This window comes from Aeromicrobium sp. IC_218 (assembly GCF_004336805.1).
Lineage (GTDB): Bacteria > Actinomycetota > Actinomycetes > Propionibacteriales > Nocardioidaceae > Aeromicrobium.
The window spans coordinates 64,836-91,016 of record NZ_SJXM01000003.1 but is presented as its reverse complement, the minus strand read 5'-3'; the positions used below and the strand labels follow the sequence as shown (position 1 = coordinate 91,016).

The following is a 26,181-nucleotide window of genomic DNA, read 5'->3' as shown; positions in this document are numbered from 1 at the left end:
GGCACGCTCAGCGCCTGGCCGCGACCCTCCGCGTCTTGGCGCTGACCTTCGTCTGGGAGACGTAGCCCGTCTTCGCGGCCGTGACCCGCACCGAGATCCGCTGTCCCACGTACTTCCGGCTGACCTTGTAGCGCTTGCCGGTCGCCCCGCGGATCGGCTTGCCGTCGTGCAGCCAGGTGTAGGAGAGCGACACGCCGGCGTCGTACCGGGCCTTCGCCAGTCGCAACGTCCGGCCCACCGCGGCCCGGCCGACGATGCGCGGCTTCGGCCTCGACACCTGCTGGCCCGCGGCCACGACCGCCGCCACGGACGTCCGGCTCTGCGTCACGTAGCCGGGACGGGTGCCCGTCACGACCACGGCGAGCCGGGCACCACGGTCCCGGGCGGGGACGGCGTACGTCCGGCCGGTCGCGCGGGCGACGGGCACGCCGTTGCGCGTCCACCGGTAGGTCAGCACCACACCGGCGTCCCACGCGCCCGGGACGGCCGTCACGACGCGGCCGACCTGGGTGGTGCCGCTGACGACGGGCCTGGGCGTGCGCACCAGCGAGCCCCGAGCGACGGGCGCCGTGGGCTCGCTCCGCATCGTGACGGTGGTGTAGCCGGTCCTCGTGCCGGTCACGGCGACGGCGATGACGTCGCCGACTCGGTTCGGGCCGGGCGTGTAGGTCGACGACGTGGCACCCTCGATCTCGGTGGAGCCGGCGAACCACTGGTAGGTGAGCTCGGTGCCGTCGTCCCAGGACCCCGGCACCGCGGACAGCGCACGGGCGACCTGCGGGACGCCGGTGATGGTCGGCACCGGGGTGCTGGACTGCCCTCGCCTGCCGACCGCCTCGGTCGGCTCGCTCGTGCGGCTGACGGTCTCGGAGTCCGGCTTGGAGCCGGTGACGGTGACGGTCAGCACGGCCCCGACCTGCGCAGCCGCGGGCGAGTACGTCGGCGCCGTGGCGCCCTCGATCGCGGTGCCGTCGGCGGACCACTGGTAGGCCAGCACGACACCCTCGTCCCAGTCGCCCGCGACCGCGGTGAGCTGCTCGCCCACCGTCGGCGTGCCGGTGATCGTCGGGGTCGGCGTGCTGGTCTGGGCGAGGCCGACCACCGTGCTGGGCGCGCTCGTCCTCGTCACCGAGGCGTAGCCGACGCGGGTGCTGGTGACCTCGAAGGTGAGGGCGCGGCCGATCTGCTCGAGCGTCGGGGTGTAGGACGTCCCGGTCGCCCCGTCGACCGCCGTGCCGTCGACGTACCACTGGTAGGTCCTCGTCGTCCCGCCGTCCCAGGTGCCGGGGTCGCCGACCACGGGCGACTGCGCCCGTGCCGGGCCACCGATGGTCGGGGTCGGCTGCAGCACCTGCGAACCCGTCTCGATCGGGGCGCTCGCGGACTCGGTGGTCCGCGTGACCGGCGCAAGGCCGGGCTTCGTGCCCGTCACGGTGAGCATCAGGGTCCGGCCCAGCTGGGCCGCGGTCGGCGTGATCGTGGCCCCGGTGCCGGCACCGCCGGTGATGTTGGTGCCGTTGGCGGCCCACTGGAACGTCAGCACGGTGCCGGTGTCCCACTCGCCGAGGACCGGCTCGAAGGGCGCACCGACCTTCGGGGTGCCGGTCAGCACCGGGGTGGGCGTCTTCTCCAGGGCCGGGCCCGCCGGGACGGCGTCGGTCGCGGCGCTGGTCGCGCTGGCGGTCGTGAAGCCGGACCGGGTGCCCGTCACGGTGACCGTGACGACCTGGCCTGCGGTGGGGTGGTAGACCGGGCCGGTGGCACCGGTGATCGCCGTGCCGTTGTTGCGCCACGCGTACGTGAACACGGTCCCGGGCGTCCAGGTGCCCGGCGAGACGGTCAGCGGCTCGCCGGCCCGCAGGGTGCCCTCGATCGTCGGCGTCGCGGTCACCATGGTGCCCCGCACGGTCACCGGGGTGGCGGCGCTGGTCGCCGAGGTGGGGTTGAAGCCCGCCAGGGTGCCGGTCGCCCTCACGCTGACGGGGAGCCCGACGGCCTCCACGGTCGGGGTGTACGACGCGCTGGTGGCACCGGGCACGGCCGAGCCGTTGACGAACCACTGGTAGGCGAAGGAGGTGCCGTCGGGCCAGCCGGTGGTGTCGGCGGTCAGCGCGGTGCCGACCGTCGGCGTGCCGCCGATGATGGTCGGGACCGGCGCGGGCGAGATCGGCGCCGTGCCGACGGTGGTGCTCGGAGCACAGTCGGTGCAGGTGCCGCCGAGGGTGCTGGCGCGCGCGACGGCCCTGAGCCTGCTGCCCGTCGTCCCGGCGTCCACGGTGACGGGGATCGCGACGCTGGTGGTGGCGGCCAGGGCGGTCGCCGGGACGGTCCAGGTCAGGGTGTCGCCGTCGAGCGTCGTCCCCGTCGGCAAGGTGCCGACCGTGGCGTCGTCGAGGACGTCGGCGAGGTCGACGGTGACGACCGTGCCGGAGGCCGGCATCGCGACCTTGCCGGTGTTGCGGACGCTCACGGTGTACGTCGCCGCGCCGCCGGCATCGACCTGCTCGGTCGGGCCGGCGAGGCTCAGGTCGAACTTGACCGGCCAGGCCGGCTTGCCGCTGGTGTACCACCAGGTGCGGAAGAAGGCGCTCAAGTCGCGACCGGAGACGTCCTCCGCCAGGTCCTGGAAGGCGGCCGTCCGACGTCCGGAGATCTGGCCGCCGCCGTAGGTCGCCTGGTACTGGCGCATCAGGGTGTCGAAGTCGGCGGCGCCGATCGAGGTGCGGAGCGCCTCGAGGGAGATCGAGCCCCGCTCGTAGACCTGCTCGCCGAACAGCTGACCGGCCGCCGTCATGGCCGCGGGAGCGGTCGCGAACGTGGCGCTCGAGGCGGACCGGGAGGTGTACAGCGCGAAGTTCTGCTGCTCGGTCGTGGTCGTCGAGGCGCCGGCGCCCTCGTAGGGGAACTGGAACTCCGAGTACTGGGCCGGCCCCTCGTTCAGGACGATGTCGTTCCAGTCGGTCGGTGCGACGGCGTTGCCCCACCACTGGTGCATGAGCTCGTGGTAGGTCGTGCTGCGGCTCGCGCTGTTGGGGAAGAACGGGCGGTCCTGGGTCTCCAGGGCGTAGTTGATGCCGGTGGTGTTGTCGGTGACCAGACCCGTGCTGTTGCCGGGGTAGGGACCGTACTTGCTCTCGAGGAAGTCGAGGACGGGCTTCAGCTGGGCACGGGTGCTGAGCGTCGTGGCCCGGTTCGCCGCGGACAGGGCCGGATCGATGAAGGTCCACTCCGGGATCGTGCGGCCGCTGGCCAGCGTGATGTCGGACTCGTAGATGTCGTAGCGGCCGATCGAGAGGAACGACAGCTCGCTGGCCTGAGGCTTCTTCTGGTCCCAGACCCACGTGGTGCGGGAGCCGTCCTCGCTCGGGGTCCGCGACAGCAGCTCGCCGTTGCTGACGACGCCGGCCGGGTAGGTCCGGTCGCCGCCGACGGCGAGGTTCGACGTGCCCAGCTTCGTGGGGGCGTCGACCGTCCAGGTGTAGGTGGCCGTGTCCCGCGGGGTGTTGTTGTTCGGGAAGAGGGTCATCGACCCGACCGGCTGGTTGACGAAGGTGGCCCCGTCGACGGTGTTGTTCCACCCCTCGATCGAGCCGTCGGTGTCGCGGTGGGAGACCGGCTGGCCCGAGTACCTGACGACGGTCGTGAACGCGCCGTCGACGGGCGTGGCCGGGGTGACGACCAGCTTGTGCGTGTCGGTGGTGGCGTCCGGGACCGTCGTGCTCTCGATGCGCGAGAACGTCGCCGGCACCCCGTCGACGGTGACCGAGTCGACGTCCAGCGTCGACGCGGCGAGCGTGGACGACGAGCCCTGGAAGTCGAAGGAGTACGACGACAGCGGGGCACCGGTGGTGCGTGCCTCGATGGTCGCGGTAGCGTCGGGCAGGTTCGTGGTCGACGGCGCGTTGTGGGCGGACGCGATCGTCACGTCGACGCGGAGGTCCAGGTCGTAGTGGCTCACGTCGTACCCGCTGTTGCCCTGGTTCGGGAACAGGGAGTCGGCCGGCGTGGCCGTCCGGCCGCCCGCGGTCGGCTCGGCCGCCGCGGCGGGTGAGGTGCCGGTGACACCCACGAGGAGTCCGGACAGGAGGGCCAGGGCAGCGACGTGCCCGGTCGGTCGTGCGAGACGCATGCGGGTTTCTCTCGGATGGAACGCCCGCACCGACGACGCCACGCGGCGGGATCAGCTCGAACGCTACGGGCGGATCGGGCCCTGCGGAGGGGTTTTGGCAATCCTGGTCGCCCACGGATCGGGCGACGTCGTCGTCGAGGCGTCACCGGCCGGCAGCACGCCGAGCGCCGTGGAGGCCCGGCGGTGGCGCTGCGGCCCGCACGACGGAGGTGTCCTACGATGCCGGGACCGGACATCGACGTGAGGGGGCTCACACCATGACGACGCCAGGCCCGGAGCAGGGCGCAGCACAGGTCGACGCCGAGGAGGCGCGCCGCGGTGCGTTCTCGTCGCGCAAGGTCTTCATCCTCGCCGCCATCGGCTCCGCCGTCGGCCTGGGCAACATCTGGCGCTTCCCGTACGTCGCCTACGAGAACGGCGGCGGCGCCTTCGTCATCCCCTACCTGGTCGCGCTGCTGACCGCCGGCCTGCCGTTCCTGTTCCTGGACTACGCGCTGGGCCACAAGCACCGCGGCTCGGCGCCGCTGTCGCTGGCCCGCGAGTCACGCAGGGCCGAGACGATCGGCTGGTGGCAGGTGGGCATCTGCTTCGTCATCGCCGTCTACTACGCGGTGATCATCGCCTACTCCCTGCGCTACACCTTCTTCTCGATCGACAAGGCGTGGGGCGACGACCCGGAGGGCTACTTCTTCGGCGACTTCCTGCAGACCAGCGCCCCGGGCGTGACGCTGGACTTCGTCCCCGCCGTGCTCGTGCCGCTGGTGCTCGTGTGGGTCCTGGTGCTGGTCATCATGGGCCTCGGCGTGCAGAAGGGCATCGGCGCCACCTCGGTCGTCTTCATCCCGCTGCTCGTCCTGGCCTTCGGCGCCCTCGTCGTGCGCGCCCTCTTCCTGCCCGGCGCTGCGGACGGCCTCGACACGTTGTTCAGCCCGGACTGGGGCTCGCTGACGGACGCGTCGGTGTGGGCCGCGGCGTTCGGCCAGATCTTCTTCTCGCTGTCGATCGGCTTCGGCATCATGATCACCTACGCCTCATACGTGGGGCGGCGCACCGACATGACCGGCTCCGGACTGGTCGTCGGCTTCGCCAACTCCGGGTTCGAGCTGCTCGCCGGCATCGGCGTGTTCGCGGCGCTCGGGTTCATGGCCCAGGCCAGCGGCGTGGGCGTCGACGAGGTGGTCGCGGACGGCATCGGCCTGGCCTTCGTCGCCTTCCCGGCGATCATCAGCGAGGCCGCCGGCGGCTCGATCATCGGCGTGCTCTTCTTCGCGTCCCTGTTCATCGCGGGCATCACGTCGCTGATCAGCATCCTCGAGGTCGTCATCTCGGCCGTCCGCGACCGGTTCGAGCTCGGCCGCATCCCGGCCGTGCTCGCCGTGGGCGTGCCCGCGACGCTGGTCAGCGTGCTGCTGTTCTCGACCACCAGCGGCCTGCTGGTGCTCGACATCGTCGACTACTTCATCAACCGGTTCGGCATCCTGCTGGCCGCCGTCGTGATGATGGTGGTCCTGGCCTGGGGCGTCCGCTCCCTGCCGGGCCTGGCCGCCCACCTGAACCGCTTCGGGTCGCTGAAGCTCGGCCGGCCGTGGTTCGTGCTCGTGTCCGTCGTGGCGCCGCTGGCGCTGGGCTACGTGCTGCTGCGCGACTTCCTCGACACCCTCGACGAGCCGTACGGCGGCTACCCGACCTGGATGCTGAACGTGTTCGGCTGGGGCACGGCCGCGCTGGTCGTGGTGGTCGCGCTCGTGATCACCCTGGTCCGCCGCCGGTCCGTGCCCGACGCCGACGACACCGTGAAGGAGGCCGGCCGATGAGCACCGGTGCGATCGTGATGATGGTCCTGGCCATGCTGGTCCTGTGGGGAGGGCTGGCCGGCGCCATCGTGAACCTGACCCGGCGCTCGGACGCCGAGGACGTCTACGAGGGCGAGAACCTGCACCGCGACCTCTGAACCGGCCGCGCCACCGCCCGTGCCCGCGACGCCGAGCACGTCGTGAGCCGTGGCCGGCCGGGGCGAGGGTCATCTGCGACGACGCGCCGTTGTCGGTGCGCGTCGCTAGGGTGGGCGACGCCGATCGCCGAGGCGAGGAGACCTGCGTGGGCATCGAGTTCAGGAACGTCGGCAAGACCTATCCGGACGGCACCGTGGCCGTCGCCGGGTTCTCCCACACCGTCCCGTCGCACGCCACCGTCGCGCTCGTCGGGTCGTCCGGCTCGGGCAAGACGACGCTGCTGCGCATGGTCAACCGCATGATCGACCCGACCAGCGGCACGGTCCTCATCGACGACCAGGACGTCCGCGAGCTCGACCGGGTCGCCCTGCGCCGTCGCATCGGCTACGTCCCGCAGGCCGGCGGGCTGCTCCCCCACCGCACCGTCGTCGACAACGTCGCGACGGTCCCGGTGCTCGACGGCACGCCCCGACGCGCGGCCCGCACCGCCGCCCTCGACCTGCTGGCCCTGGTCGGCCTCGATCCCGCGCTGGCCCGCCGCTACCCGGCGCAGCTCTCCGGCGGCCAGCAGCAGCGCGTGGCCGTGGCGCGGGCGCTGGCGGCCGACCCCAACATCCTGCTGATGGACGAGCCCTTCGGGGCGGTCGACCCGATCGTGCGGCGCGAGCTGCAGGACGAGATGCTGCGGCTCCAGGCCGAGCTGGGCAAGACCGTCGTCATCGTCACCCACGACGTCGACGAGGCCTTCCGGCTCGCCGACGACGTCGTCGTGCTGCGCACCGGTGGAGTCGTCGCCCAGACCGGCACCCCGAAGAGCATCGTCGCCGCACCGGCGGACGACTTCGTGCGCGAGTTCGTCGGGGTCGACCGCCCCGACCGCACCCTGACGACCGCCGAGGTCGAGGGCCGCAGGGTCGTGGTCGACGCCAACGGCCGTCCGCTCGGGATCCTGCGGTGACCTGGCTGCAGAACAACGGCTCCTGGGTGGTGGAGCTGACCGTGCGGCACCTGCTGCTCGCGCTGCCGTCGGTCGCGGCCAGCGTCCTGCTGGCCGTGGCCCTCGGCCGGCTCGCCCACCGGCGTCCCCGGCTCCGCCAGCCCGTCCTGGCGCTCGCGAGCGTCGTCTACGCGATCCCGGCGCTGCCCCTGCTCATCGCCGTCCCGCTTGTCCTGGGCGTCCCACTGCGCTCCCCCGTGACGCTCGTGGTCGCGCTGACGCTCTACGGCACCGCCCTGCTGGTCGGCACCGCCGTCGACGCCTTCACCTCGGTCGACGAGCAGGTCCGCGACGCGGCCACCGCCATGGGCCACGGCCGGTCGGCGATGTTCTGGCGCGTCGAGCTCCCGCTCTCCGTCCCGGTGCTGCTCTCGGGCGTCCGCGTCGTCACCGTCAGCACCGTCGGCCTGGTCACGATCGGTGCCCTGGTCGGCATCTCCAGCCTGGGCACGCTGCTGACCGACGGGTTCCAGCGCGGCATCACCAGCGAGGTCGCGATCGGCGTCGGCCTGACCATGCTGCTGGCCCTCGTCCTCGACGGGCTGCTCGTCCTGCTGGGGCGGGTGCTCACGCCGTGGCAGCCGCGCCGCGCTCGGGCGCGACGCCGCCTGGCCCCGGAGGTGACCGGGTGAGCACCTTCGTCGACGCGCTCGCCTGGATCCTCGACCCCGGCCACTGGGGCGGGTCCCAGGGCATCGCGGCCCGGCTCGCCCAGCACCTGGCGGTCACCGTGGCGGCCGTGCTCGTCGCAGCGCTGCCGGCCGTACCGCTCGGCATCCTCATCGGGCACACCCGGCGGGGCCGCGGCGTCGTGGTGGCGCTGGCCGGTGCGGTCCGCGCCGTGCCCACCCTGGGCCTGCTCACGCTGCTCGCCCTGCTGCTCGGCGTGGGCGTCGAGGCTCCGCTGCTCGCCCTCGTCGCGCTGGCCGTCCCGTCCCTGCTCGCCGGCGCCTACGCGGGCGTGGAGTCGGCCGACCCGGCCGCCGTCGACGCCGCCCGCGCCATGGGCATGACCGAGCTGCAGATCGTCCGCCACGTCGAGGTGCCGCTGGGGGCCGGCGTCATCGTGGGCGGCCTGCGGGCCGCCACCCTGCAGGTGGTCGCCACCGCGACGCTGGCCGCCTACACGTCCGACACCGGCCTGGGCCGGTACCTGTTCTCGGGGCTCAAGTCCCGCGACTACACGCTGATGCTGGCCGGCGCCGTCCTGGTCGCCGTGCTCGCCCTCGTCCTCGACCGGCTCCTGGCCGTCGCGCAGGCTCGCGCGACCCGCCTCTCCCGACGCACCGCCGCCGACGTCCGGCTCGGTGCCTGACCGAAGGAAGTCCCCATGTCCCGCTCCCGCCTGACCGCCGGCCTCGTCGCCGGCGCCGTCGCCACGCTCGCGCTCAGCGCCTGCGGCGGCTCCGACCCGCTGTCGAACGGGGGCGGCGACGGCGACACCATCGTCGTCGGCTCCCAGGACTACTACTCCAACGAGATCGTCGCCGAGATCTACGCCCAGGCGCTCGAGGCCGACGGGCACGACGTCGACCGCCAGCTGCGCATCGGGCAGCGCGAGGCGTACGTCCCCGAGCTCGAGTCCGGCGACATCGACCTGTTCCCCGAGTACACCGGTCCTCTGCTGCAGTACTGGGAGCCGAAGACCCCGGCGCGCCTCACCGACGAGGTGTACGCCGCGCTGCAGGACGCCACGCCCGACGGACTGCGTGTGCTCGACCAGGCCGACGCCACCGACCAGGACTCCTACGTCGTGACCCGCGAGTTCGCCGAGAAGTGGGGGCTCACCACGATCGCCGACCTGGCGAAGGTCACCGACCCGCTCACGCTGGGCGCCAACTCCGAGGCCGAGAACCGGCCCAACGGCCCGAAGGGCCTGCAGCAGGCGTACGGGGTCACCGCGAAGTTCGCGCCGATCGAGGACGGCGGCGGTCCGCTCACGGTCAAGGCGCTCAAGGACGACGACATCCAGCTGGCGATCATCTACACCGCCGATCCGTCGATCAAGAAGAACGACCTGGTCAGCCTGGAGGATCCCGAGGGCCTGTTCCTCGCCTCCCACGTCGTCCCGGTCGCCAGCGAGGACGTCGACGACGAGGCCGCGGCCGTCATCGACAAGGTCAGTGCCGCCATGACGGTCGACGCCCTGGTCGACCTCAACCAGCGCAGCGTCGACGAGAAGCTGCCCGCCGAGAAGATCGCCGCCGACTGGCTCGAGGCCCAGGGACTCGACTGACCCACACTCCCCCAGCAGGGACGACGGGGCGTCGCGAGCCGCTGCTCGCGACGCCCCGTCGTCGTACGAGGCCGGCCGGCTAGGCGTCGAGGTCGGCGAGCGCCGACTCGATCGTGCGGTGGAACGTCGGGTAGGCGTAGATCATCGTGCGCAGCGTCGAGACCGGCACCGCGGCGTGCACCGCGAGCGTGATCATCGACAGGATCTCGCCGGCTGCCGGGCCGACCACGCTGCCGCCGACCAGCACCCCTCGGTCGGCGTCCTCGACCAGCTTGACCAGCCCGACGGCACCCGGCCCGTGCGTGAAGCCGCGCGAGGACGCGCCGAGGTCGGCGGTGCCGACCCGGACGGACAGCCCCGCGTCGCGGGCGGCCGCCTCGGTGAGGCCGACCCCGGCCACCTCCGGGTCGGTGAACGTCGTGTGCGGCACGGCCTCGTAGGCGGCCGGAGCCCCGTCCTCGCCGAGCACGTCGCGCAGCGCGATCGCCGACTGGTACATCGAGACGTGGGTGTAGGCGCCGTGACCGGTCACGTCGCCGATCACCCACAGGCCGTCCTGGGCCCGGAGCCGCTCGTCGACCTCGAGCCCGTCGACGTCCAGCCCGACCGTCTTCAGCCCCACGCCGTCGAGGTTCGACCGGCGACCGGCGGCGACCAGCAGCTGGTCGGCCTCGAGCCGGCGTCCGTCGGCGAGCGTGATCGTGAACGTCCCGTCCGCGTGCTCGACGCTCGACGCCTCGGCACCGGTGAGCACCTCGACGCCCTCGTCCTCCAGGACGTCGCACAGCACCTTCGACGCCTCGGGCTCGTCACCGGGGAGCAGGCGCTCGCCGTGCTGGACGACCGTCACCCGGACGCCGAAGCGAACGAAGACCTGGGCCAGCTCGCACCCGATCGGCCCGCCGCCGACGACGACCAGGGAGCCGGGCAGGTCGGTCGCGCGGACCGCGTCACGGTTCGTCCAGTACGGCGTGCCGGACAGTCCGGGGACGCCGGGCTCGGCCGGGCGCGTGCCGGGGTTGAGCACCACGCCGCGGGTCGCCTCGAACGCCACGGCGTCACCGCGGTCAGCGGGCTCGACCACCACGCGGCGCGCGCCGTCGAGCCGGGCGGTGCCGTGCAGCACCGTGGCCCCGGCCGCCTCCAGGCGCTCCACCGCGGCCCGGTCGTCCCAGTCGGCCGTGGCGTCCTGCGACACCCGGCGCGCCACCGGCGACCACGAGGGGACGACGGACACGTCGCCGGCGAGCGCGTCCGCCCGACGCGCCTCGGCCAGGGCGTCCGCCGCGCGGAGCATCATCTTGGTGGGGATGCAGCCGTAGTACGGGCACTCCCCACCCACGAGGTGCTTGTCGACCGCGACGACCGTCAGACCCGCCTTCGCCGCGCCGGTCGCCAGCGCCTCGCCACCGGGTCCGAGACCCACGACCACCAGGTCCACCTGCTGCCGATCACCCATGCGCCCGCTCCTTCGTCGATGTCGGCCCGCAGACCCGTGCGTCCATTGTCACGGGTCGCCCCGCGCACCGTCGGACGGGCGGGAGCGCGTCAGCGGGCGTCGGTGAACTGCTGGGTGCCCAGCACGGAGACGAGGCGCAGCTTCTCCTCGTCCTTGGTGTTGGGCGCGGCGGTGAGGACGAGCAGCGCCTGGGTCTGGTCCTCGGTGAACAGCACCTGGCAGTCCAGCTCGATCGGCCCGACCTCCGGGTGGATCAGCACCTTGTGGTCGGCGAAGCGGCGGGCGACCTCGTGGCGGTCCCACAGGTCGGCGAACTCCGGGCTGAGCCGCTGCAGCTCGCGGACGAGCTCGCCGACGCGCGAGTCCGCGCCCATCGACCCGTAGGCCGCGCGCAGCGACGCGACCTGCGCCCGGCTCTGGCGCGGGCGGTCGTCCTCGGGGTAGCGCCGCCGCTCGGTCTCGGGCCGGGCGAACCAGCGGTAGACCTCGCTGCGCTCGAGCCCGGTGTAGCCGGACGCGTCGCCGAGCAGCGCCCGCGCAGGGCCGTTCTGCACCAGCACCTCCCCCAGCGGGTTCAGCACGAGGGCGGGCGTGTCGGAGAGCCGGTCCATGACGCGCAGCAGCGCCGGCGCGACGTACTCGGTCGCCACCTCGCGGGCGGGGGCGTCGTGGCCGGCGACGCGGTACAGGTAGTCGCGCTCGTCCGGGGTCAGGCGCAGCGCCCGCGCGATCGACCCGAGGATCTGCGTGCTGGGCTGCGGTCCGCGCTGCTGCTCCAGGCGCGTGTAGTAGTCGGTCGACATCAGCGCCAGGCTCGCCACCTCCTCGCGGCGCAGGCCGGCGGTGCGTCGCCGCGGACCGTCCGGCAGCCCGACGTCGCGCGGCCGCAGCTCGTGGCGGCGCCGGACGAGGAAGTCGGCGAGCGCGGGGCGGTCCATGCGCCGATCATGCCCGACCGGCACGGGCCGAGGCAGGGACCGCGGGTCCCCCGATGAGCCGACCCTGGCCCGTCCCGCGCCGGGCGCGAAGACTCGAGCCATGAGAATCCACGGCAGCACCATCTTCATCCCCGCGCGACCAGCGGCATCGGCCTGGCCCTCGCCCTCGCCCTGCAGGCCAAGGGCGCCACGGTCGTCGTCGGCGGCCGGCGCACCGACCTCCTGGAGCAGATCGCCGCCGAGCACGGCCTCGGCACCGTCGCGATCGACACCGCCGACCCCGCGAGCATCACCGCCGCCGCGCGGCAGGTGGTCGCCGAGCACCCGGACCTGGACGTCCTGGTGACGATGGCCGGCATCATGCGCGCCGAGGACTGGACCACGAGCGGCTTCGCCGAGGGCGCGGCGGAGGTCGTCACGACCAACCTGCTCGGGCCCATCCGGCTCGTCGACGCGTTCATCGACCACCTGCGCACCCGGCCCGAGGCCACGATCATGACCGTCTCGTCCGGGCTGGCGTTCGCCCCGCTGAAGGTGACGCCGACGTACAACGCCACCAAGGCGGCCATCCACATGCTCAGCGAGAGCATCCGGCTGCAGCTCGACGGGACGGGCGTCGCGGTGGTCGAGCTCGAGCCGCCGTCGGTGGCCACCGACCTCATGCCCGGGCAGAAGGACAGCCCGTTCGCGATGCCGCTGGACGCCTTCGTGCGCGAGGTCGTCGACCTGATCCAGACCCAGCCGGACGCGACCGAGATCCAGGTCGAGAACGTGAAGTTCCTGCGCTACGGCGAGGCGCGAGGCGACTACGACCAGGTGGTGGCGACGCTGAACCGTCTCGACCCGCACGGCCACTGAGCGCAGGTCAGCCCGCGACGTCCTCCGGGCGGGCGAGCCGGACCGGTCCCTTGACGCCTGCGTCGAGGTCCACCGCGACCCCCTTCTGCGTCACGACCAGCTCGCCGCGCCGCGCCAGGTCGGCGGCCACGCCGCGGACCTGGTCCATGCGGCGGCGCCAGCCGTCGCCGCCGACGACGCGGGCGGCGTCGCTGGGACAGATGGTGCGGCCGTCGCGCTTGCGCAGGAGCGCGCGGATCGTGGCCTCGGCGCGGACGGCGACGTCCTCGTCGCCCGGCTCGTCCCACCACCGCGGACCGCGCTCGCCGAGGGCCACCTTCGCGTCCTGGACGCGGTCCCGGGCGTCGTCCTCCTGGGCCCGGACGGCGCGGCGGGCGGCCATCAGCTCGTCCACGAGCTCCTGGCGCAGGGCGTCCGGGATGCCCGGGTCGCTGGCCCGCCAGCGACGCCCGTCGACGACCACGTAGCGCCCGTCGTCGGTGCGCTCGACGTCCTTCGCATCCGGCACGGTCACCTCCTGGTCGGCGTGCCGCCACGTTAGCCCCGGCGTCCGGCTGTGGCACCACGAGACATGCCTGACAGGCATGGGAGCCAGCCGGAACAGGTATTGGACAGCATGGGCCGCGGCTTCCAGACTGGCTCGCGAGGACGAGGAGGTCCCCATGACCACGACCGCGGACGGTTCCCGCGAGGCCACCCAGCACAACCCGCTCGACGACGCGCGCTCGCAGCTCGCGGAGGCGGCGCAGATCCTCGGCTTCGAGCCGGGTCTGATCGACATGCTCGCCGTGCCGCGGCGCGAGGTGACGGTGAGCATCCCGCTGCGCCGCGACGACGGGACGATCGAGGTGCTCACCGGCCACCGCGTGCAGCACAACCTGTCCCGGGGGCCCGCGAAGGGCGGCCTGCGCTTCAGCCCGGACGTCGACCTGGACGAGGTGCGTGCCCTGGCGATGTGGATGACCTGGAAGTGCGCCCTGCTGGACGTGCCCTACGGCGGCGCCAAGGGCGGCGTCACGATCGACCCGCGCAACTACTCGCGCGCCGAGCTGGAGCGGGTGACCCGGCGCTACACGTCCGAGATCATGCCGCTCATCGGGCCGGCCAAGGACATCCCCGCGCCGGACATCGGCACCGACGAGGAGGTCATGGCCTGGATGATGGACACCTTCTCGGTGGCCGCCGGGCACACCGTCCTGGGCGTCGTGACCGGCAAGCCGGCCAGCCTGGGCGGCTCGCTCGGACGTCCGAGCGCCACCTCGCGCGGCGTCGTCCACGTCTCGCTCGCCGCGCTGCGCCACGTCGGGCTCGACCCGGCCGCGTGCACCGCCGCGGTGCAGGGCTTCGGCAAGGTCGGCCGCGGCGCCGCCCGGTTCCTGGCCGAGGCCGGCGTCCGCGTGCTCGCCGTCAGCGACCAGTACGGCGGCGTCGCGAACGACGACGGCCTCGACGTCCCGGCGCTCGAGGCGCACGTCGACGCGACCGGCTCGGTCGTCGGCTTCGCCGGCGGGCACGCCGTGGACGGCGCGGACGTGCTGACCGCCGACGTCGACCTGCTCGTCCCGGCCGCCGTCGAGGGCGTCCTGCACGCGGGCAACGCCGACCTGGTGCGGGCGCGCGTCGTGGTCGAGGGCGCCAACGGGCCCACGACCCAGGACGCCGACGCCGTGCTGGCGGCCCGCGGGGTGACCGTGGTGCCCGACATCCTGGCCAACGCCGGCGGCGTGGTCGTGTCGTACTTCGAGTGGGTGCAGGCGAACCAGGCCTACTGGTGGAGCCAGGAGGAGGTCGAGGACCGTCTCGCCCAGCGCATGACGTCGGCGTGGTCGGACGTCGTGGCCGAGTCGGCCGAGCGCGGCGTGACGCTGCGGACCGCGGCCACCTGCCTGGCCGTGCGCCGGGTCGCCGAGGCGCACCGCCTGCGCGGCCTCTACCCGTGAGCCGCGCGGCGCGCTGAACGACGTGTCGGACGGACGGCGGACACCGCCGACCGTCCGCCACGGTCGTTGACGGCTCCGTCCAGCCGGTCGTTCACTGGAGACACACGCTCCAGGAGGTCACGATGTCCGGAAGAGTCGTCCACTTCGAGATCCCGTTCGACGACGGCGACCGCGCCCGCGCGTTCTACGCCGAGATCTTCGGCTGGCACACCGAGCACATGCCCGGCATGGGCTACACCCTGCTGCAGACCGGACCGACCGACGGCGCGTCCGGGCCGACGGAGCCGGGCTTCATCAACGGCGGCATGTTCGAGCGCACCGCCGACTTTCCCGGGACCGGCCCGAACGTCGTCGTGGACGTGCCCGACATCGACGCGACCCTCCAGCGCATCGAGGCGGCGGGCGGGAAGGCGGTCGGCGCCCGGACGCCGGTCGGTGACATGGGCTTCGCCGCGTACTTCACCGATCCCGAGGGCAACCTGATCGGGCTGTGGGAGAACGCGTCGTCGTGACCCGTCGCTGTCGGTGGCCGGACGCACGATGGAGGCGTCCACCATCCGAGGAGGCACCATGAGTCGTCAGCTGCAGGTCACGTTCGGCGCGCACGACCCGCGCGCCCTGTCCACCTTCTGGCGCGACGTGCTCGGGTACGTCCACCCCGGCCCGCCGGGCGTCCCGGTGCCCGACGGCACCGACCCGCTCGACGCGTGGGACGGGTTCCTCGCCTCGCTCGGCGTGCCGCCCGAGCAGCGCAACACACGCTCCGCGATCGAGGACCCGGACGGTGCCGGGCCCCGGGTGTTCTTCCAGCAGGTGCCCGAGGCCAAGGCCGGCAAGAACCGCGTCCACCTCGACGTCCGCGCCGCGCCGGGCCTGCAGGGCGACGAGCGCATGGCGGCGCTCGAGGCGGAGGCCGAGCGGCTGGCCGGCCTGGGCGCGACTCGGCTGGCCCGGTTCGACCCCGAGCCGCCGATGAGTGCCGGGCACCTGGTCATGGCCGACCCCGAGGGCAACGAGTTCTGCCTCGACTGACGGCGTCAGGGGCGGTTGAGGTCGATCGCCTCGCGCACGAGCGCCACGAAGGCCTGCTCGTCGAGCTCGTCGCCCTGGCGCAGGTCGATCGCCCGCCGGGTGCCGGCGTCCAGGCTCGCGTTGAACAGGCCGGCCGGGTCGGGCAGCGACGCGCCGCGCGCCATCGTCACCTTCACCTTGTCCTTGTACGTCTCGACCGTGCACAGCAGCCCGTCGCACGAGAACGTCGGCACACCGTCGGGGTTCGACGGCTTGCGCCACTTCACGTCCTCCACCACGTCCGGGTCGGCCGACCGCACCAGGCCACGCAGGCGGTCGACCAGCCCACTCCTCCAGTCCTCGCTCATGCCGCGACCGTACCGCCGTCCGGGCTCTCGCCGGCACGGTCGCGACCGGGGCGATCAGTCGAGGACGGCGACGACCTTGAGCTCGACCAGGTGCTCGGGGACGTCCAGCGCGGCGACACCGACCATCGCCGCCGGCGGCACGAACCGCTTCCCCAGCCGGGCGAACGCCCGCTCCATCCCGTCGACCAGCTCGGGCATCCGCTCGGGGCGCCAGTCCACGACGAAGACCGTCAGGTCGACGACGTCGTCCCACGAGCCTCCGGCTCCCTCGAGGGCGGTCGCGACGTTGACGTAGCACTGCTCCAGCTGGGCGGCGAGGTCCGTGCCCATGGTCGCGCCGTCGGCATCCCATCCGACCTGGCCGGCGACGTGGACGAGGCGTGAGCCGGTGGCCACGGACACCTGGCGGTACAGCGGGATCCGGGGCAGGCCCGGGGGGTCGATCAGGTCGATGCTCATGGGGAGTTCCTCTCGTTTGACTTCACGCTTGAACCTAGTTCACTTCACGCGTGAACTCAAGTCGCGCCGCTAGCATGCGCTCATGACCGACGACTCCCGCGCCGACGAGCCCGTCGCCTGGCTCGACGCCGAGGAGAAGGCGGCGTGGACGGGACTCATCTCGATCGCCCTGCTGATGCCCGGGCGCCTGGAGGCGCCCCTGCGCGACTTCGGACTGACCCTGTTCGACTACATGTCGTTGAGCGCCATCTCCGAGGCGCCCGACCGCCGACTCCGGATGAGCGAGCTGGCCTACCTGACCAACGGCTCGCTGTCGCGGCTGTCGAACGTCCTCAAGCGGTTCGAGCAGAAGGGCTGGGCCGAGCGGTACCCCGACCCCGCGGACGGCCGGTACACCGTCGCCGCGCTCACCGATGCCGGGTACGAGGTGGTCGTGGCCGCGGCCCCCACCCACGTGCGGGCCGTCCGGGAGCACGTGCTGGACCCGCTCCCGCCCGAGGACCGCGCCGCCCTGGCACGCATCGCCGAGCGCCTGCGCATCCGGCCGGCCGACCACTAGCCGCCGCGCGGTCAGGCATCGCCCCATCCCCCGGTCCCGGGGGATGCGTCTGCGGGCGGGCCGGCGGTACCTTGCCCGCGGCGGGCGCCCGTCCCGTCACGTCCGGAGGAGGACGCGTGGTGCAGCTGGACCGACCCGACCCGTCCCGCCTCGTCCTGGACGAGGGCTTCGACGGCGACACGCTCGACGAGACCGTGTGGCTGCCGCACTACCTGCCCGCGTGGTCGTCGCTGGAGCAGAGCCGGGCGACGTTCGCGGTGACCGGCTCGCACCTCGAGCTGAGCATCCCGCCCGCGCAGGCGCCGTGGTGCGCCGACGACCACACGCCGCTGCTGCGGGTCTCGGGCGTCCAGAGCGGCAACCTGTCCGGGCCGGCCGGCAGCACGCGCGGCCAGCAGCCGTACCGCGACGGCCTGCTCGTCCGCGAGGAGCAGCGGACGTTCGTCGGGCACGCCGTCGCCGGTGGCCGCCTGGAGGTGCGGGCGCGCATGGAGCTAGACGCCGACAGCATGGCCGCCTTCTGGCTCGTCGGCCTCGAGGACCAGCCCCGCCGCAGTGCCGAGATCTGCGTCGCCGAGGTCTTCGGCCGCACGGTGACGCCGGACAGCGCCGACGTCGGCGCCGGGGTGCACGCCTTCCGCGACCCCACGGTCACCGAGGACTTCGCCGCGGTGCCGGTGCCGATCGACGTCCGCGAGTCGCACGACTACGCCGTCGACTGGACGCGGGGCCGCGCGGTCTTCGCGGTCGACGGGCAGGTCGTGCGCGAGACGTCCGCTCCCCCGACGTACCCGATGCAGCTGATGGTCGCGGTCTTCGACTTCGCGGTCGACCGGGCCGACGGGTTCGTGCCCCGTCTGCTCGTCGACCACGTGCGTACCTACGTCTAGGCGGCTACGTCGTGGGGTCGTGGCCCCAGTTCATGAGCGAGTAGCGCCAGTCGGTGTCGGTGACGTCCCCCGTCGGCCGCTGGGCCAGGTGCCGGTGGACGTAGCCGACCACCTTGCGCATGTGGGTCGCGTCGTCGGCCGTCAGCTCCGTCTTGTTCGTCCGCAGGATCTCCACGATGCGGCGACCGGACCGGTGGCCGGTCGACTCGCCGCCCGAACCCTTGTCGCCGACCGACTTCGACTCGTCCGTGGCGAGGAAGTCCTCGACCTGCTTCGCGGTCATGTTGACCGCGTCCTGCCACTCGTCCCAGACGTCGGCGACGGCGTCGTCCGTCTGCGCCACCGGGTCAGCCCTTCTTCCGGGTGAGCGCGTCGGGCTTGTGCACGGCCTCGCCCCCGCTCTTCTCGCTGCGCACGAGGTACTGCGGCTCGTCCTGGCTGGCCCGGACGGTGCGTCCCCCGGCCTCGGTGTCGGAGGTGATCTTGCGGACGACCTCGCCCTCGGCCTCGCCGCCGTGGCTCTTCCACGTCACGTGGTCGCCCTTCTTGAACTCCTGGGTCATGACTGCTCCTCGTCGTCGGTCGGACGAGGGATACCCGACGCGGCGGCGGCTACTCGCCACGCGTCTCGTGGCTCACATGCGGAACAACCGGCGATGGTCGCGCGCTGCACCTAGTAGCCGCCTGTCCTGGCGACGTCCGCTTCAGGAAGGACACCTCATGCAGAACCTCACCGTGCTCGGCACCGGCGTGCTCGGGTCGCAGATCATCCTCCAGGCCGCGTACCACGGGAAGGACGTCGTGGCCTACGACCTCAGCGACGACGCCCTGGCCAAGCTGCCCGCGCGCTGGGAGTACCTGCGCGCCCGCTACCTGGCCGACCTGCCCGACGCCACCGACGAGAAGGTCGACGCCGCGATCGGACGCATCCGCGCGACGAGCGACCTGGCCGACGCGCTGCGCGACGCCGACCTCGTCATCGAGGCCGTGCCCGAGGTGCTCGAGATCAAGCGACAGACCTGGGCCAAGGTCGCCGAGGTCGCGCCGGAGAAGACGATCTTCGCCACCAACTCCTCCACCCTGCTGCCCAGCGACATCGCCGACTCGACCGGACGTCCCGGACGCTTCCTGGCGCTGCACTTCGCCAACGAGATCTGGAAGAACAACACCGGCGAGGTCATGGGCCACGCGGGCACCGACCAGGACGCCTTCGACGCCGTCGCCACGTTCGCCGAGGAGATCGGCATGCTGGCGATCCGCGTGCTCAAGGAGCAGCCGGGCTACGTGCTCAACTCGCTGCTCGTCCCGCTGCTCAGCGCCGCGGCCGACCTGTGGGTGCGCGGTGTCGCGGACATCGAGACGATCGACCTCACCTGGCGCAAGGCGACCGGTGCGCCGGCCGGCCCGTTCCAGATCTTCGACGTCGTGGGCATGGAGACGCCCTACAACCTGAACGTGAACAGCGACGACCCCGGCAAGCGTGCCTTCGCCGAGAAGATCAAGCGTGAGTACATCGACCAGGGCCGCATGGGCATCGCCACCGGCAAGGGCTTCTACGACTACACCGCCTGACCGACGCGCCACGAGGGCCCCGGGACCGCACGGTCCCGGGGCCCTCGTGCGTCGACCGACTCGGGAACCGGAGGTGCGGGCGGCGGGCGGCTGACAGACTGTGCCGGTGCTGCTGACCATCACCGCCGACCGCTCCGACGTGCTGGAGGACGCCTCCGACCTGGGCTACCTGCTGCACAAGCACCCAGAGCGCGTGCAGGCCTTCGACGTCGTCGGCGGCACGGCGACCGTGCTGTACCCCGAGGTCTCGGCCGAGCGGACCACCGTCGCGCTCGTGCTGGAGGTCGACCCGATCGCCCTCGTGCGGGGCCGGCGTCGTCAGCACGAGGGCTTCTCGCTGGCGCAGTACGTCAACGACCGCCCGTACGCGGCGACGTCGCTGCTGTCGGTGGCGATGGGCAAGGTCTTCCGCACCGCGCTCGGCGGACGCTGCGACGCGCGGCCGCACCTCGTCGACGCCGCGCTCGACCTGACCGTCGAGCTGCCCGCCGCGCCCGGAGCCGACCTCGTCGAGCGCATGTTCGCGCCGCTCGGCTGGACGGTCGACGCCACGGCCGTCGCCCTCGACCCGGAGGTGCCCGCCTGGGGTGACTCCGCCTACGCGACCGTCCGCCTCACCGGCCGGCTGCGGCTGCGCGACGCGCTGAACCACCTGTACACGCTCGTCCCCGTGCTGGACGGCGGCAAGCACTACTGGGTCGGGCCGGACGAGGTCGACAAGCTCGTCCGCTCCGGCGAGGGCTGGCTCGCCGCCCACCCCGAGCGCGAGCTCATCACCCGCCGGTACCTCGCCCACCAGCGCGAGATGGTCGACGCCGCTCGCACCCGCCTGGAGGAGCTGGACGACCGCCCGGATGTCCCGGCCGAGGAGGCGTCCGAGCGTCCGCTGGTCGCGGTGCGCCACGACGCGGTCATGGCCCAGGTCGAGCGGCTGCGGCCGGCGACCGTGCTCGACCTCGGCTGCGGCCAGGGCGCGCTGCTCCGCCGCCTGCTCGAGCTGCAGGGCGTCCAGCACGTCGTCGGCGCCGAGGTCAGCGACGTCGCGCTCTCGACGGCGGCCAAGCGGCTGCACGTCGACCGGATGACCGAGCGTCAGGCCTCGCGCCTGGACCTGTGGCTGTCGTCCCTGCAGTACCAGGACGACCGGCTGCGAGGGTTCGACCTCGCGGTGCTGATGGAGGTGGTCGAGCACGTCGACCCCGAGCGTCTCCCGGCCGTGACGGCGAACGTGTTCTCCGCCATGCGCCCGGCCACCGTCGTCGTCACGACGCCGAACGCCGAGCACAACGTCCTCTACCCGAACCTGGAGCCGGGCGGGATGCGTCACCCCGACCACCGGTTCGAGTGGACGCGCGCCGAGCTCGCGGCCTGGGCCGACGGCGTCGCCACCACCTACGGCTACACCGTCGAGCTGCTGCCGGTCGGCGAGGAGCACCCGCAGCACGGGGCACCGACGCAGATGGCCGTGTTCCGCGAGGAGGTGGCGGCATGACGACGCTGGAGATCCCCGAGGTGTCCCTCGTCGTCCTGGTCGGCACGAGCGGCGCGGGCAAGTCGACGTTCGCGGCGAAGCACTTCCGGCCGACCGAGGTCGTGTCGTCGGACTGGTGTCGCGGCCTGGTCTCCGACGACGAGAACGACCAGGGCGCCACGAAGGACGCCTTCGAGGTGCTGCACTTCATCGTCGGCAAACGGCTCGAGCGCGGCCGGCTCACCGTCGTCGACGCGACCAACGTGCAGCCGGCGGCCCGGCGCGAGCTGGTGGCCCTGGCCAAGGCGCACGACGTCCTGCCCACCGCGGTCGTCCTCGACGTCGCCCCGGGTGTCGCGGTCGAGCGCAACGAGCACCGGCCGGACCGCGACTTCGGCGCGTCCGTCGTCCGGCGCCAGCACGACCAGCTGCGCCGCTCGCTCAAGGGCCTGCGCCGCGAGGGCTTCCGCCACGTCCACGTGCTGTCGTCGCCGGAGGAGGTCGAGGCGGCGACGTTCGAGCGCACCCGCCTGCACAACGACCGGCGCGACCTCACCGGGCCGTTCGACGTCGTCGGGGACGTGCACGGGTGCCGGGCCGAGCTCGAGCAGCTGCTGGGCGACCTCGGCTACGACCTCGTCCGCGACGAGCAGGGACGTCCCGTGGACGCGAGCCACCCCGCGGGGCGGACGGCGGTGTTCGTCGGCGACCTGGTCGACCGCGGCCCGGACTCCTCCGGCGTCCTGCGCCTGGTCATGGGCATGGTCGAGTCCGGGCACGCCCTGTGCGTCTCGGGCAACCACGAGGCGAAGCTCTCGAACGCGCTCGCCGGCCGCAAGGTGACGGTCAGCCACGGCCTGCAGGAGACGCTCGACCAGCTCGCCGCCGAGCCCGAGGACTTCCGCGCCCGCGTCGCCCGCTTCGTCGACGGCCTGATCGCGCACTACGTGCTGGACGACGGCCGGCTCGTCGTCGCGCACGCCGGCCTGAAGGAGGCCTATCACGGACGCGCCTCCGGCCGGGTCCGCGCGTTCGCGCTGTACGGCGACACCAGCGGCGAGACCGACGAGTTCGGCCTGCCCGTCCGCTACCCCTGGGCCGACGACTACCGCGGCCGGGCGACCGTCCTGTACGGCCACACACCCGTGCCCGAGCCGGTGTGGGTCAACAACACGATGTGCCTGGACACCGGGTGCGTCTTCGGCGGCTCCCTGTCGGCGCTGCGCTACCCCGAGCGCGAGGTCGTGCAGGTGCCGGCCGAGCGCGAGCACTACGCGCCCGTGCGGCCGGTCGAGACGCCGCGCGACCCCGAGGCCCTGCGCCTCACCGACGTGCTGGGACCGCGCATCGTCGAGACCGCCCACATGGGCCGGATCTCCCTGCGCGAGGAGAACGCCGCCGGCGCCCTGGAGGTCATGAGCCGCTTCGCCGTGGCGCCGTCCCGCCTCGCGTACCTGCCGCCCACGATGTCGCCCGTCGACACCTCCGCGCTGCCCGACCACCTCGAGCACCCGGCCGAGGCGTTCGCGTACTACGGACGCTCCGGGGTCGACACCGTCGTGTGCGAGGAGAAGCACATGGGCTCGCGGGCCGTGCTGCACGTGACGCGCGACGGTGGCGGCGTCGTCCACACCCGCACCGGACGCGCGTTCTTCCCCGCTCCACTGGAGTCCGCGCTGCTGGGTGAGGTCGCCGCGACGGTCGACGCTGCCGGGCTCTGGGACGAGCTGGCCACCGACTGGCTCGTGCTGGACGCGGAGGTCCTGCCGTGGTCGCTCAAGGCCGGGGCACTCGTGCGCGACCAGTACGCGGCCGTGGGCGCCGCCGCTCGGGCCGCCCTTCCGGCGGCCGCGGGCGTGCTGGAGCGCGCCGCCGCACGCGGCGTGGACGTCGGCGGGCTGCTCGAGCGCACGCGCCGCCGTGCTGCGGAGGCCGACTCGTACGTCGCCGCCTACCGCCGGTACGTCTGGGAGACCGACGGTCTCGCCGGCGTGTCGATCGCCCCGTTCCAGCTGCTCGCCACGGCCGGAGCCACCTACGAGTCCCGTGACCACCTGTGGCACCTCGGCCTCGCCGACCGGCTGGTGGAGCAGGCGCCCGAGCGGTTCACCGCCACGCGGCGGCTCGTCGTCGACGTCGCCGACGCGGCGTCCGTCGATGCCGGCGTCCGCTGGTGGGAGGAGCTCACCGCCGCGGGCGGCGAGGGCATGGTCGTCAAGCCGCTGGCCAACCTGGTGCGCGGGCCCAAGGGGCTGGTGCAGCCGGGCGTCAAGGTCCGCGGCCGCGAGTACCTGCGCATCATCTACGGCCCCGAGTACACCGCGCCGGAGAACCTCGCGCGCCTGCGCGACCGCAACCTCGGCCACAAGCGCTCGATGGCCCTGCGCGAGTACGCGCTCGGCCTCGAGGGCCTGCGCCGGCTCGCCACGGGCGAGCCGACCTGGCGCGTCCACGAGTGCGCGTTCGCGGTGCTGGCGATGGAGTCCGAGCCGGTCGACCCGAGGCTGTGACGCCGCCGCTGAGCCCGGGCCGGCGCGGTGGAACCGTGGGCCCGTGGGTGCCCGAGTACCGGGTCGACTGGCGTGAAGGCGGGCTGTCCGTGCGTCCGGTCGACGGCGAGCGCGACGGGTTCCTGGTCGAGGTGCCCGTTCCGGTCAGCCGGGCGCTGGGTCCGCACCGCCAGGACGTCCAGCTGTGGCTGGAGGTCCTCGACGCCACCTACGACGAGGACGAGGGGTGGGAGTCGCTCGATGCCCAGCTGCGCTGGAACGCCGAGGGCGCGCGGCTCGAGCGGGAGATCGACGCCTGGCTGCGGCCGGACGCCGTCGTGGCGCTCCCTCGCGACCCCGCCGTCGTCCACCTGCGGCTGATGGCCGAGTACGGCAACGCCCTCTGGGACGACGGCGACGACGCCGACCTCGGCGACCTGCCCCTGACCGACGACCTCGTGCGCGACCTCGACGCCTGGAACACCGCCTGGGAGATGCACGCACGGTTCGAGGACCAGCCGCTCCCGACCTCGTGGGAGCACGAGGCCCACCGTCTGCGCGACGAGCTGCAGCGCCAGCTCGGTCCGGGCTACGAGGTCCGGCTCGACCTCTGAACCGTTTTGGCACCACCGGTCGTGACCGGACTCACCCCGATCCGGCGGATCCGCCGCCGTTCCGGCTCAATCCGACACGTGTCGCGCCGATGGTGGCGCCCATGCGCACCCTCCCCTCCACGTCCCGATGGCAGCTCCGCCACCGTCTCGTCGCGCTCGGCGCCGGCAGCGTCGTCCTGACCGCCGCGATCCTCGTGTCCGTCGGCGCCTGGCAGACCACCCGGTTCACGGACGACGCCGGCACCCGCGTCGACGCCCTCACCGCCTCCGACCTCGAGCACGTCACGGCCGGCGTCGACCGGCTCGTGGCGGCGGTCGGCCAGTCCGTGCAGGACGCGCAGAGCGCGAGCATGGACGTCGTCGCCTCTCGCGTCGCCGAGGACGGCGGGCTGCGGCTCGACGGCGCGCCGGTCACCTGGCGCGCCATCAACCAGGTCGACGAGAGGGTGTCACGGGTCCAGCTGCCGGGCGGGTCGATCGGTAGCCGCGCGCTCGGTCAGAACCGCGACGCCGACCGCACCACGCCTGTCGTGGACGAGCTCAAGAAGCTCGTCGGCGGCGACATCACCGTCTTCCAGCGCATGAACGCGGCCGGCGACCTGCTGCGCGTCGCCACGACCGTGCGCAACGCCGAGGGCGCCCGCGCCATCGGCACCTTCATCCCGGCCAAGAACGCCGACGGCACCGACAACGCCGTGGCCGCCGCGATCCGGTCCGGCGAGCCGTACCGCGGCGTGGCGCAGGTCGTCGGCACCTGGAACGTCACGGCGTACGACCCGCTCGAGGACGCCGGCGGCCGCGTGGTCGGTGCGATCTTCGTCGGAGTCCCGCAGGCCGAGGCGATCAGCGCGCTCAGCGACGCGCTCGAGACCACGACGGTCGGCGAGCACGGCTCGGTGTCGATCGTCAGCACCGGCGCCGCCGACCGCGGTCGCGTCATCGCCTCCACGGACGCCGCGCAGGTCGGCGAGGAACTGGCGCCCGAGGACGCCGACGGGAAGCCCTGGCTGGAGGAGACCCTCGAGCGCGCCACCGCCCTGGAGCCCGGCCAGCAGGCCGACGCCACCTACCGCCTGCCGGGCGTCGGGGCGGACGCCGCCCAGAGCACCGTGCTCACCGCGTTCTACGAGCCGTACCAGTGGGCCGTCGTCGTCCAGGCCTACGGACCCGACTTCGACGCCGCCAAGCAGGCGCTCGCCGACGGCCGGCGCGGCATGCTGACGTCGTTCGCCGTCGTCGCCGTGCTCCTGGCCCTCGCCGGCGGTGCCGTGGCCTGGCTCGTCGCCACCCGCATGTCGCGCCGCATCGGCCGCCTCACCACCGCCATGAGCGCGCTGGCGCACCGCGACCTGACCGTGACGGTGCCCGAGGACGGCGAGGACGAGATCGGCACGATGAGCCGCGAGCTCAACACCGCCGTCGGCCAGCTGCACGAGCTGCTCACCGACATCACCGAGGAGGCCGGCCGCGTCGACTCGGCCACCCGCCGCCTCGGCAGCGTCCGCGACGACCTGACCGGCTCGGCCGAGACCGCCGCCCAGCTGTCCGGCGCGGCGGCCGGCTCGGCCGGCGAGGTCTCGCGCAACGTCGCGACGCTGAGCGTCGGCTCCGAGGAGATGACGGCCTCCATCGCCGAGATCTCCGGGTCCGCCCAGGAGGCGGCCGGCGTCGCCCGCGAGAGCGTCGGCCTGGCCGCCGAGGTCGAGGGCGTCATGCGCACGCTCAGCGAGTCGTCCAGCCAGATCTCCGAGGTCGTGGACGTCATCGCGTCCATCGCCGAGCAGACCAACCTGCTCGCGCTGAACGCGACGATCGAGGCCGCTCGGGCCGGTGCCGCGGGCAAGGGGTTCGCGGTCGTCGCCGGCGAGGTCAAGGAGCTCGCCGGACAGACCGCCCGGGCCACGAGCGAGGTCGGCGACCGGGTGGCCGCCATCCGCCAGGACACCTCGAGCGCCGTCGCGGCGATCGCCGCCATCACCGAGACCATCGGCCGCGTGGACGACTACCAGTCGACCATCGCCGCCGCGGTGGAGGAGCAGACCGCCACGACCAACGAGATGGCCCAGAACGTCTCGTCCGCCGCGACCGGCAGCGAGCGCATCTTCGACAGCCTGCACGAGGTCGAGGCCACGATGACACGCACCCGCGAGGCGGTCGAGGAGTCCTCGCAGGCGACCGAGGAGCTCGACCGGACGGTCTCCCGCCTGGCCGAGCTCATCGGCGCCTTCAAGGTCTGAGG

General features: G+C 73.2%; 25 protein-coding genes. 17 read left to right on the top strand and 8 right to left on the bottom strand.

Annotated elements, in window-relative coordinates; all coding sequences use genetic code 11:
* Positions 1-7: 7 nt before the first annotated feature.
* Positions 8-4,129: a M1 family aminopeptidase gene (locus E0W78_RS04535; protein WP_131402673.1), complete on the bottom strand. Its 4,122-nt coding sequence runs from the start codon at positions 4,127-4,129 to the stop codon at positions 8-10.
* A 257-nt stretch (positions 4,130-4,386) separates the two neighbouring features.
* Here E0W78_RS04535 and E0W78_RS04530 point away from each other — a divergent pair, with 257 nt between their 5' ends.
* From E0W78_RS04530 to E0W78_RS04505, 6 genes are all read left to right on the top strand, one after another.
* Positions 4,387-5,943 carry a sodium-dependent transporter gene (locus tag E0W78_RS04530; protein ID WP_131402672.1) on the top strand — a complete coding sequence of 519 codons (1,557 nt, stop codon included), beginning with the start codon at positions 4,387-4,389 and terminating at the stop codon, positions 5,941-5,943.
* Positions 5,940-6,080, top strand: coding sequence for a methionine/alanine import family NSS transporter small subunit (locus E0W78_RS04525; protein ID WP_131402671.1), 141 nt, complete (start codon positions 5,940-5,942; stop codon positions 6,078-6,080). Before E0W78_RS04530 ends, E0W78_RS04525 begins: the two co-directional genes overlap by 4 nt.
* 152 nt (positions 6,081-6,232) lie before the next feature.
* On the top strand, positions 6,233-7,039 hold the full coding sequence (locus E0W78_RS04520) for an ATP-binding cassette domain-containing protein (RefSeq protein WP_131402915.1): 807 nt from the start codon (positions 6,233-6,235) through the stop codon (positions 7,037-7,039).
* Positions 7,036-7,710: an ABC transporter permease subunit gene (locus E0W78_RS04515; protein ID WP_131402670.1), complete on the top strand. Its 675-nt coding sequence runs from the start codon at positions 7,036-7,038 to the stop codon at positions 7,708-7,710. The genes E0W78_RS04520 and E0W78_RS04515 overlap by 4 nt, the downstream gene beginning before the upstream one ends.
* Positions 7,707-8,393 (top strand): ABC transporter permease subunit, encoded by a 687-nt coding sequence (locus E0W78_RS04510; RefSeq protein ID WP_131402669.1) that lies wholly within the window; start codon positions 7,707-7,709, stop codon positions 8,391-8,393. Before E0W78_RS04515 ends, E0W78_RS04510 begins: the two co-directional genes overlap by 4 nt.
* Before the next feature lie 15 nt (positions 8,394-8,408).
* Positions 8,409-9,314 (top strand): ABC transporter substrate-binding protein, encoded by a 906-nt coding sequence (locus E0W78_RS04505; protein ID WP_131402668.1) that lies wholly within the window; start codon positions 8,409-8,411, stop codon positions 9,312-9,314.
* 79 nt (positions 9,315-9,393) lie between these two features.
* Here the strand turns inward: E0W78_RS04505 and E0W78_RS04500 are convergent, their stop codons facing one another.
* Both E0W78_RS04500 and E0W78_RS04495 read right to left on the bottom strand, forming a co-directional pair.
* Positions 9,394-10,773, bottom strand: coding sequence for an NAD(P)/FAD-dependent oxidoreductase (locus tag E0W78_RS04500; protein ID WP_131402667.1), 1,380 nt, complete (start codon positions 10,771-10,773; stop codon positions 9,394-9,396).
* An 89-nt stretch (positions 10,774-10,862) separates the two neighbouring features.
* Entirely contained in the window at positions 10,863-11,711 is an 849-nt protein-coding gene (locus E0W78_RS04495; protein WP_131402666.1) for a helix-turn-helix transcriptional regulator, read from the bottom strand.
* Positions 11,712-11,858: 147 nt separating this feature from the next.
* On the opposite strand from E0W78_RS04495, the gene E0W78_RS04490 reads away from it, so the two are divergent.
* Positions 11,859-12,569, top strand: a complete 711-nt coding sequence (locus E0W78_RS04490; protein WP_347559429.1) for an SDR family NAD(P)-dependent oxidoreductase — start codon at positions 11,859-11,861, stop codon at positions 12,567-12,569.
* A gap of 7 nt (positions 12,570-12,576) precedes the next feature.
* Here the strand turns inward: E0W78_RS04490 and E0W78_RS16695 are convergent, their stop codons facing one another.
* Positions 12,577-13,077 (bottom strand): DUF3253 domain-containing protein, encoded by a 501-nt coding sequence (locus E0W78_RS16695; protein ID WP_242686226.1) that lies wholly within the window; start codon positions 13,075-13,077, stop codon positions 12,577-12,579.
* Between the two features lie 154 nt (positions 13,078-13,231).
* Here E0W78_RS16695 and E0W78_RS04480 point away from each other — a divergent pair, with 154 nt between their 5' ends.
* The 3 genes from E0W78_RS04480 (at position 13,232) to E0W78_RS04470 (ending at position 15,541) form a co-directional block, all read left to right on the top strand.
* Positions 13,232-14,509: a Glu/Leu/Phe/Val dehydrogenase gene (locus E0W78_RS04480; protein ID WP_131402664.1), complete on the top strand. Its 1,278-nt coding sequence runs from the start codon at positions 13,232-13,234 to the stop codon at positions 14,507-14,509.
* Positions 14,510-14,631: 122 nt separating this feature from the next.
* Complete coding sequence (locus E0W78_RS04475; protein WP_131402663.1) at positions 14,632-15,021, top strand: VOC family protein; 390 nt, start codon at positions 14,632-14,634, stop codon at positions 15,019-15,021.
* A 58-nt stretch (positions 15,022-15,079) separates the two neighbouring features.
* On the top strand, positions 15,080-15,541 hold the full coding sequence (locus E0W78_RS04470) for a VOC family protein (protein ID WP_131402662.1): 462 nt from the start codon (positions 15,080-15,082) through the stop codon (positions 15,539-15,541).
* A 5-nt stretch (positions 15,542-15,546) separates the two neighbouring features.
* Here E0W78_RS04470 and E0W78_RS04465 read toward each other — a convergent pair whose 3' ends face one another.
* Both E0W78_RS04465 and E0W78_RS04460 read right to left on the bottom strand, forming a co-directional pair.
* The gene (locus tag E0W78_RS04465) at positions 15,547-15,888 is read right to left on the bottom strand and encodes a DUF1801 domain-containing protein (RefSeq protein WP_131402661.1); all 342 of its coding nucleotides are present in this window, start codon (positions 15,886-15,888) and stop codon (positions 15,547-15,549) included.
* Positions 15,889-15,942: 54 nt separating this feature from the next.
* A complete protein-coding gene (locus E0W78_RS04460; RefSeq protein ID WP_131402660.1) occupies positions 15,943-16,347 on the bottom strand; it encodes a RidA family protein in 405 nt (134 codons plus the stop codon).
* Positions 16,348-16,429: 82 nt separating this feature from the next.
* On the opposite strand from E0W78_RS04460, the gene E0W78_RS04455 reads away from it, so the two are divergent.
* Both E0W78_RS04455 and E0W78_RS04450 read left to right on the top strand, forming a co-directional pair.
* Positions 16,430-16,906, top strand: coding sequence for a MarR family transcriptional regulator (locus E0W78_RS04455; protein WP_131402659.1), 477 nt, complete (start codon positions 16,430-16,432; stop codon positions 16,904-16,906).
* Positions 16,907-17,022: 116 nt separating this feature from the next.
* The gene (locus tag E0W78_RS04450) at positions 17,023-17,796 is read left to right on the top strand and encodes a glycoside hydrolase family 16 protein (RefSeq protein WP_242686225.1); all 774 of its coding nucleotides are present in this window, start codon (positions 17,023-17,025) and stop codon (positions 17,794-17,796) included.
* A 4-nt stretch (positions 17,797-17,800) separates the two neighbouring features.
* On the opposite strand, the gene E0W78_RS04445 is transcribed toward E0W78_RS04450, so the two are convergent.
* Both E0W78_RS04445 and E0W78_RS04440 read right to left on the bottom strand, forming a co-directional pair.
* A complete protein-coding gene (locus E0W78_RS04445; protein WP_131402658.1) occupies positions 17,801-18,139 on the bottom strand; it encodes a DUF3140 domain-containing protein in 339 nt (112 codons plus the stop codon).
* A 4-nt stretch (positions 18,140-18,143) separates the two neighbouring features.
* Positions 18,144-18,359: a DUF2945 domain-containing protein gene (locus E0W78_RS04440; RefSeq protein WP_131402657.1), complete on the bottom strand. Its 216-nt coding sequence runs from the start codon at positions 18,357-18,359 to the stop codon at positions 18,144-18,146.
* Positions 18,360-18,516: 157 nt separating this feature from the next.
* On the opposite strand from E0W78_RS04440, the gene E0W78_RS04435 reads away from it, so the two are divergent.
* The 5 genes from E0W78_RS04435 to E0W78_RS04415 all read left to right on the top strand — a co-directional run bounded on the left by E0W78_RS04435 (position 18,517) and on the right by E0W78_RS04415 (position 26,179).
* Positions 18,517-19,368: a 3-hydroxyacyl-CoA dehydrogenase gene (locus E0W78_RS04435; RefSeq protein ID WP_131402656.1), complete on the top strand. Its 852-nt coding sequence runs from the start codon at positions 18,517-18,519 to the stop codon at positions 19,366-19,368.
* A 106-nt stretch (positions 19,369-19,474) separates the two neighbouring features.
* Positions 19,475-20,860 carry a 3' terminal RNA ribose 2'-O-methyltransferase Hen1 gene (locus E0W78_RS04430; protein WP_131402655.1) on the top strand — a complete coding sequence of 462 codons (1,386 nt, stop codon included), beginning with the start codon at positions 19,475-19,477 and terminating at the stop codon, positions 20,858-20,860.
* Positions 20,857-23,349 carry a polynucleotide kinase-phosphatase gene (locus tag E0W78_RS04425; RefSeq protein ID WP_131402654.1) on the top strand — a complete coding sequence of 831 codons (2,493 nt, stop codon included), beginning with the start codon at positions 20,857-20,859 and terminating at the stop codon, positions 23,347-23,349. Before E0W78_RS04430 ends, E0W78_RS04425 begins: the two co-directional genes overlap by 4 nt.
* Positions 23,350-23,438: 89 nt before the next feature.
* Entirely contained in the window at positions 23,439-23,942 is a 504-nt protein-coding gene (locus tag E0W78_RS04420; RefSeq protein ID WP_165570408.1) for a hypothetical protein, read from the top strand.
* Between the two features lie 101 nt (positions 23,943-24,043).
* Positions 24,044-26,179, top strand: a complete 2,136-nt coding sequence (locus tag E0W78_RS04415) for a methyl-accepting chemotaxis protein (RefSeq protein WP_131402652.1) — start codon at positions 24,044-24,046, stop codon at positions 26,177-26,179.
* Positions 26,180-26,181 lie beyond the last annotated feature (2 nt).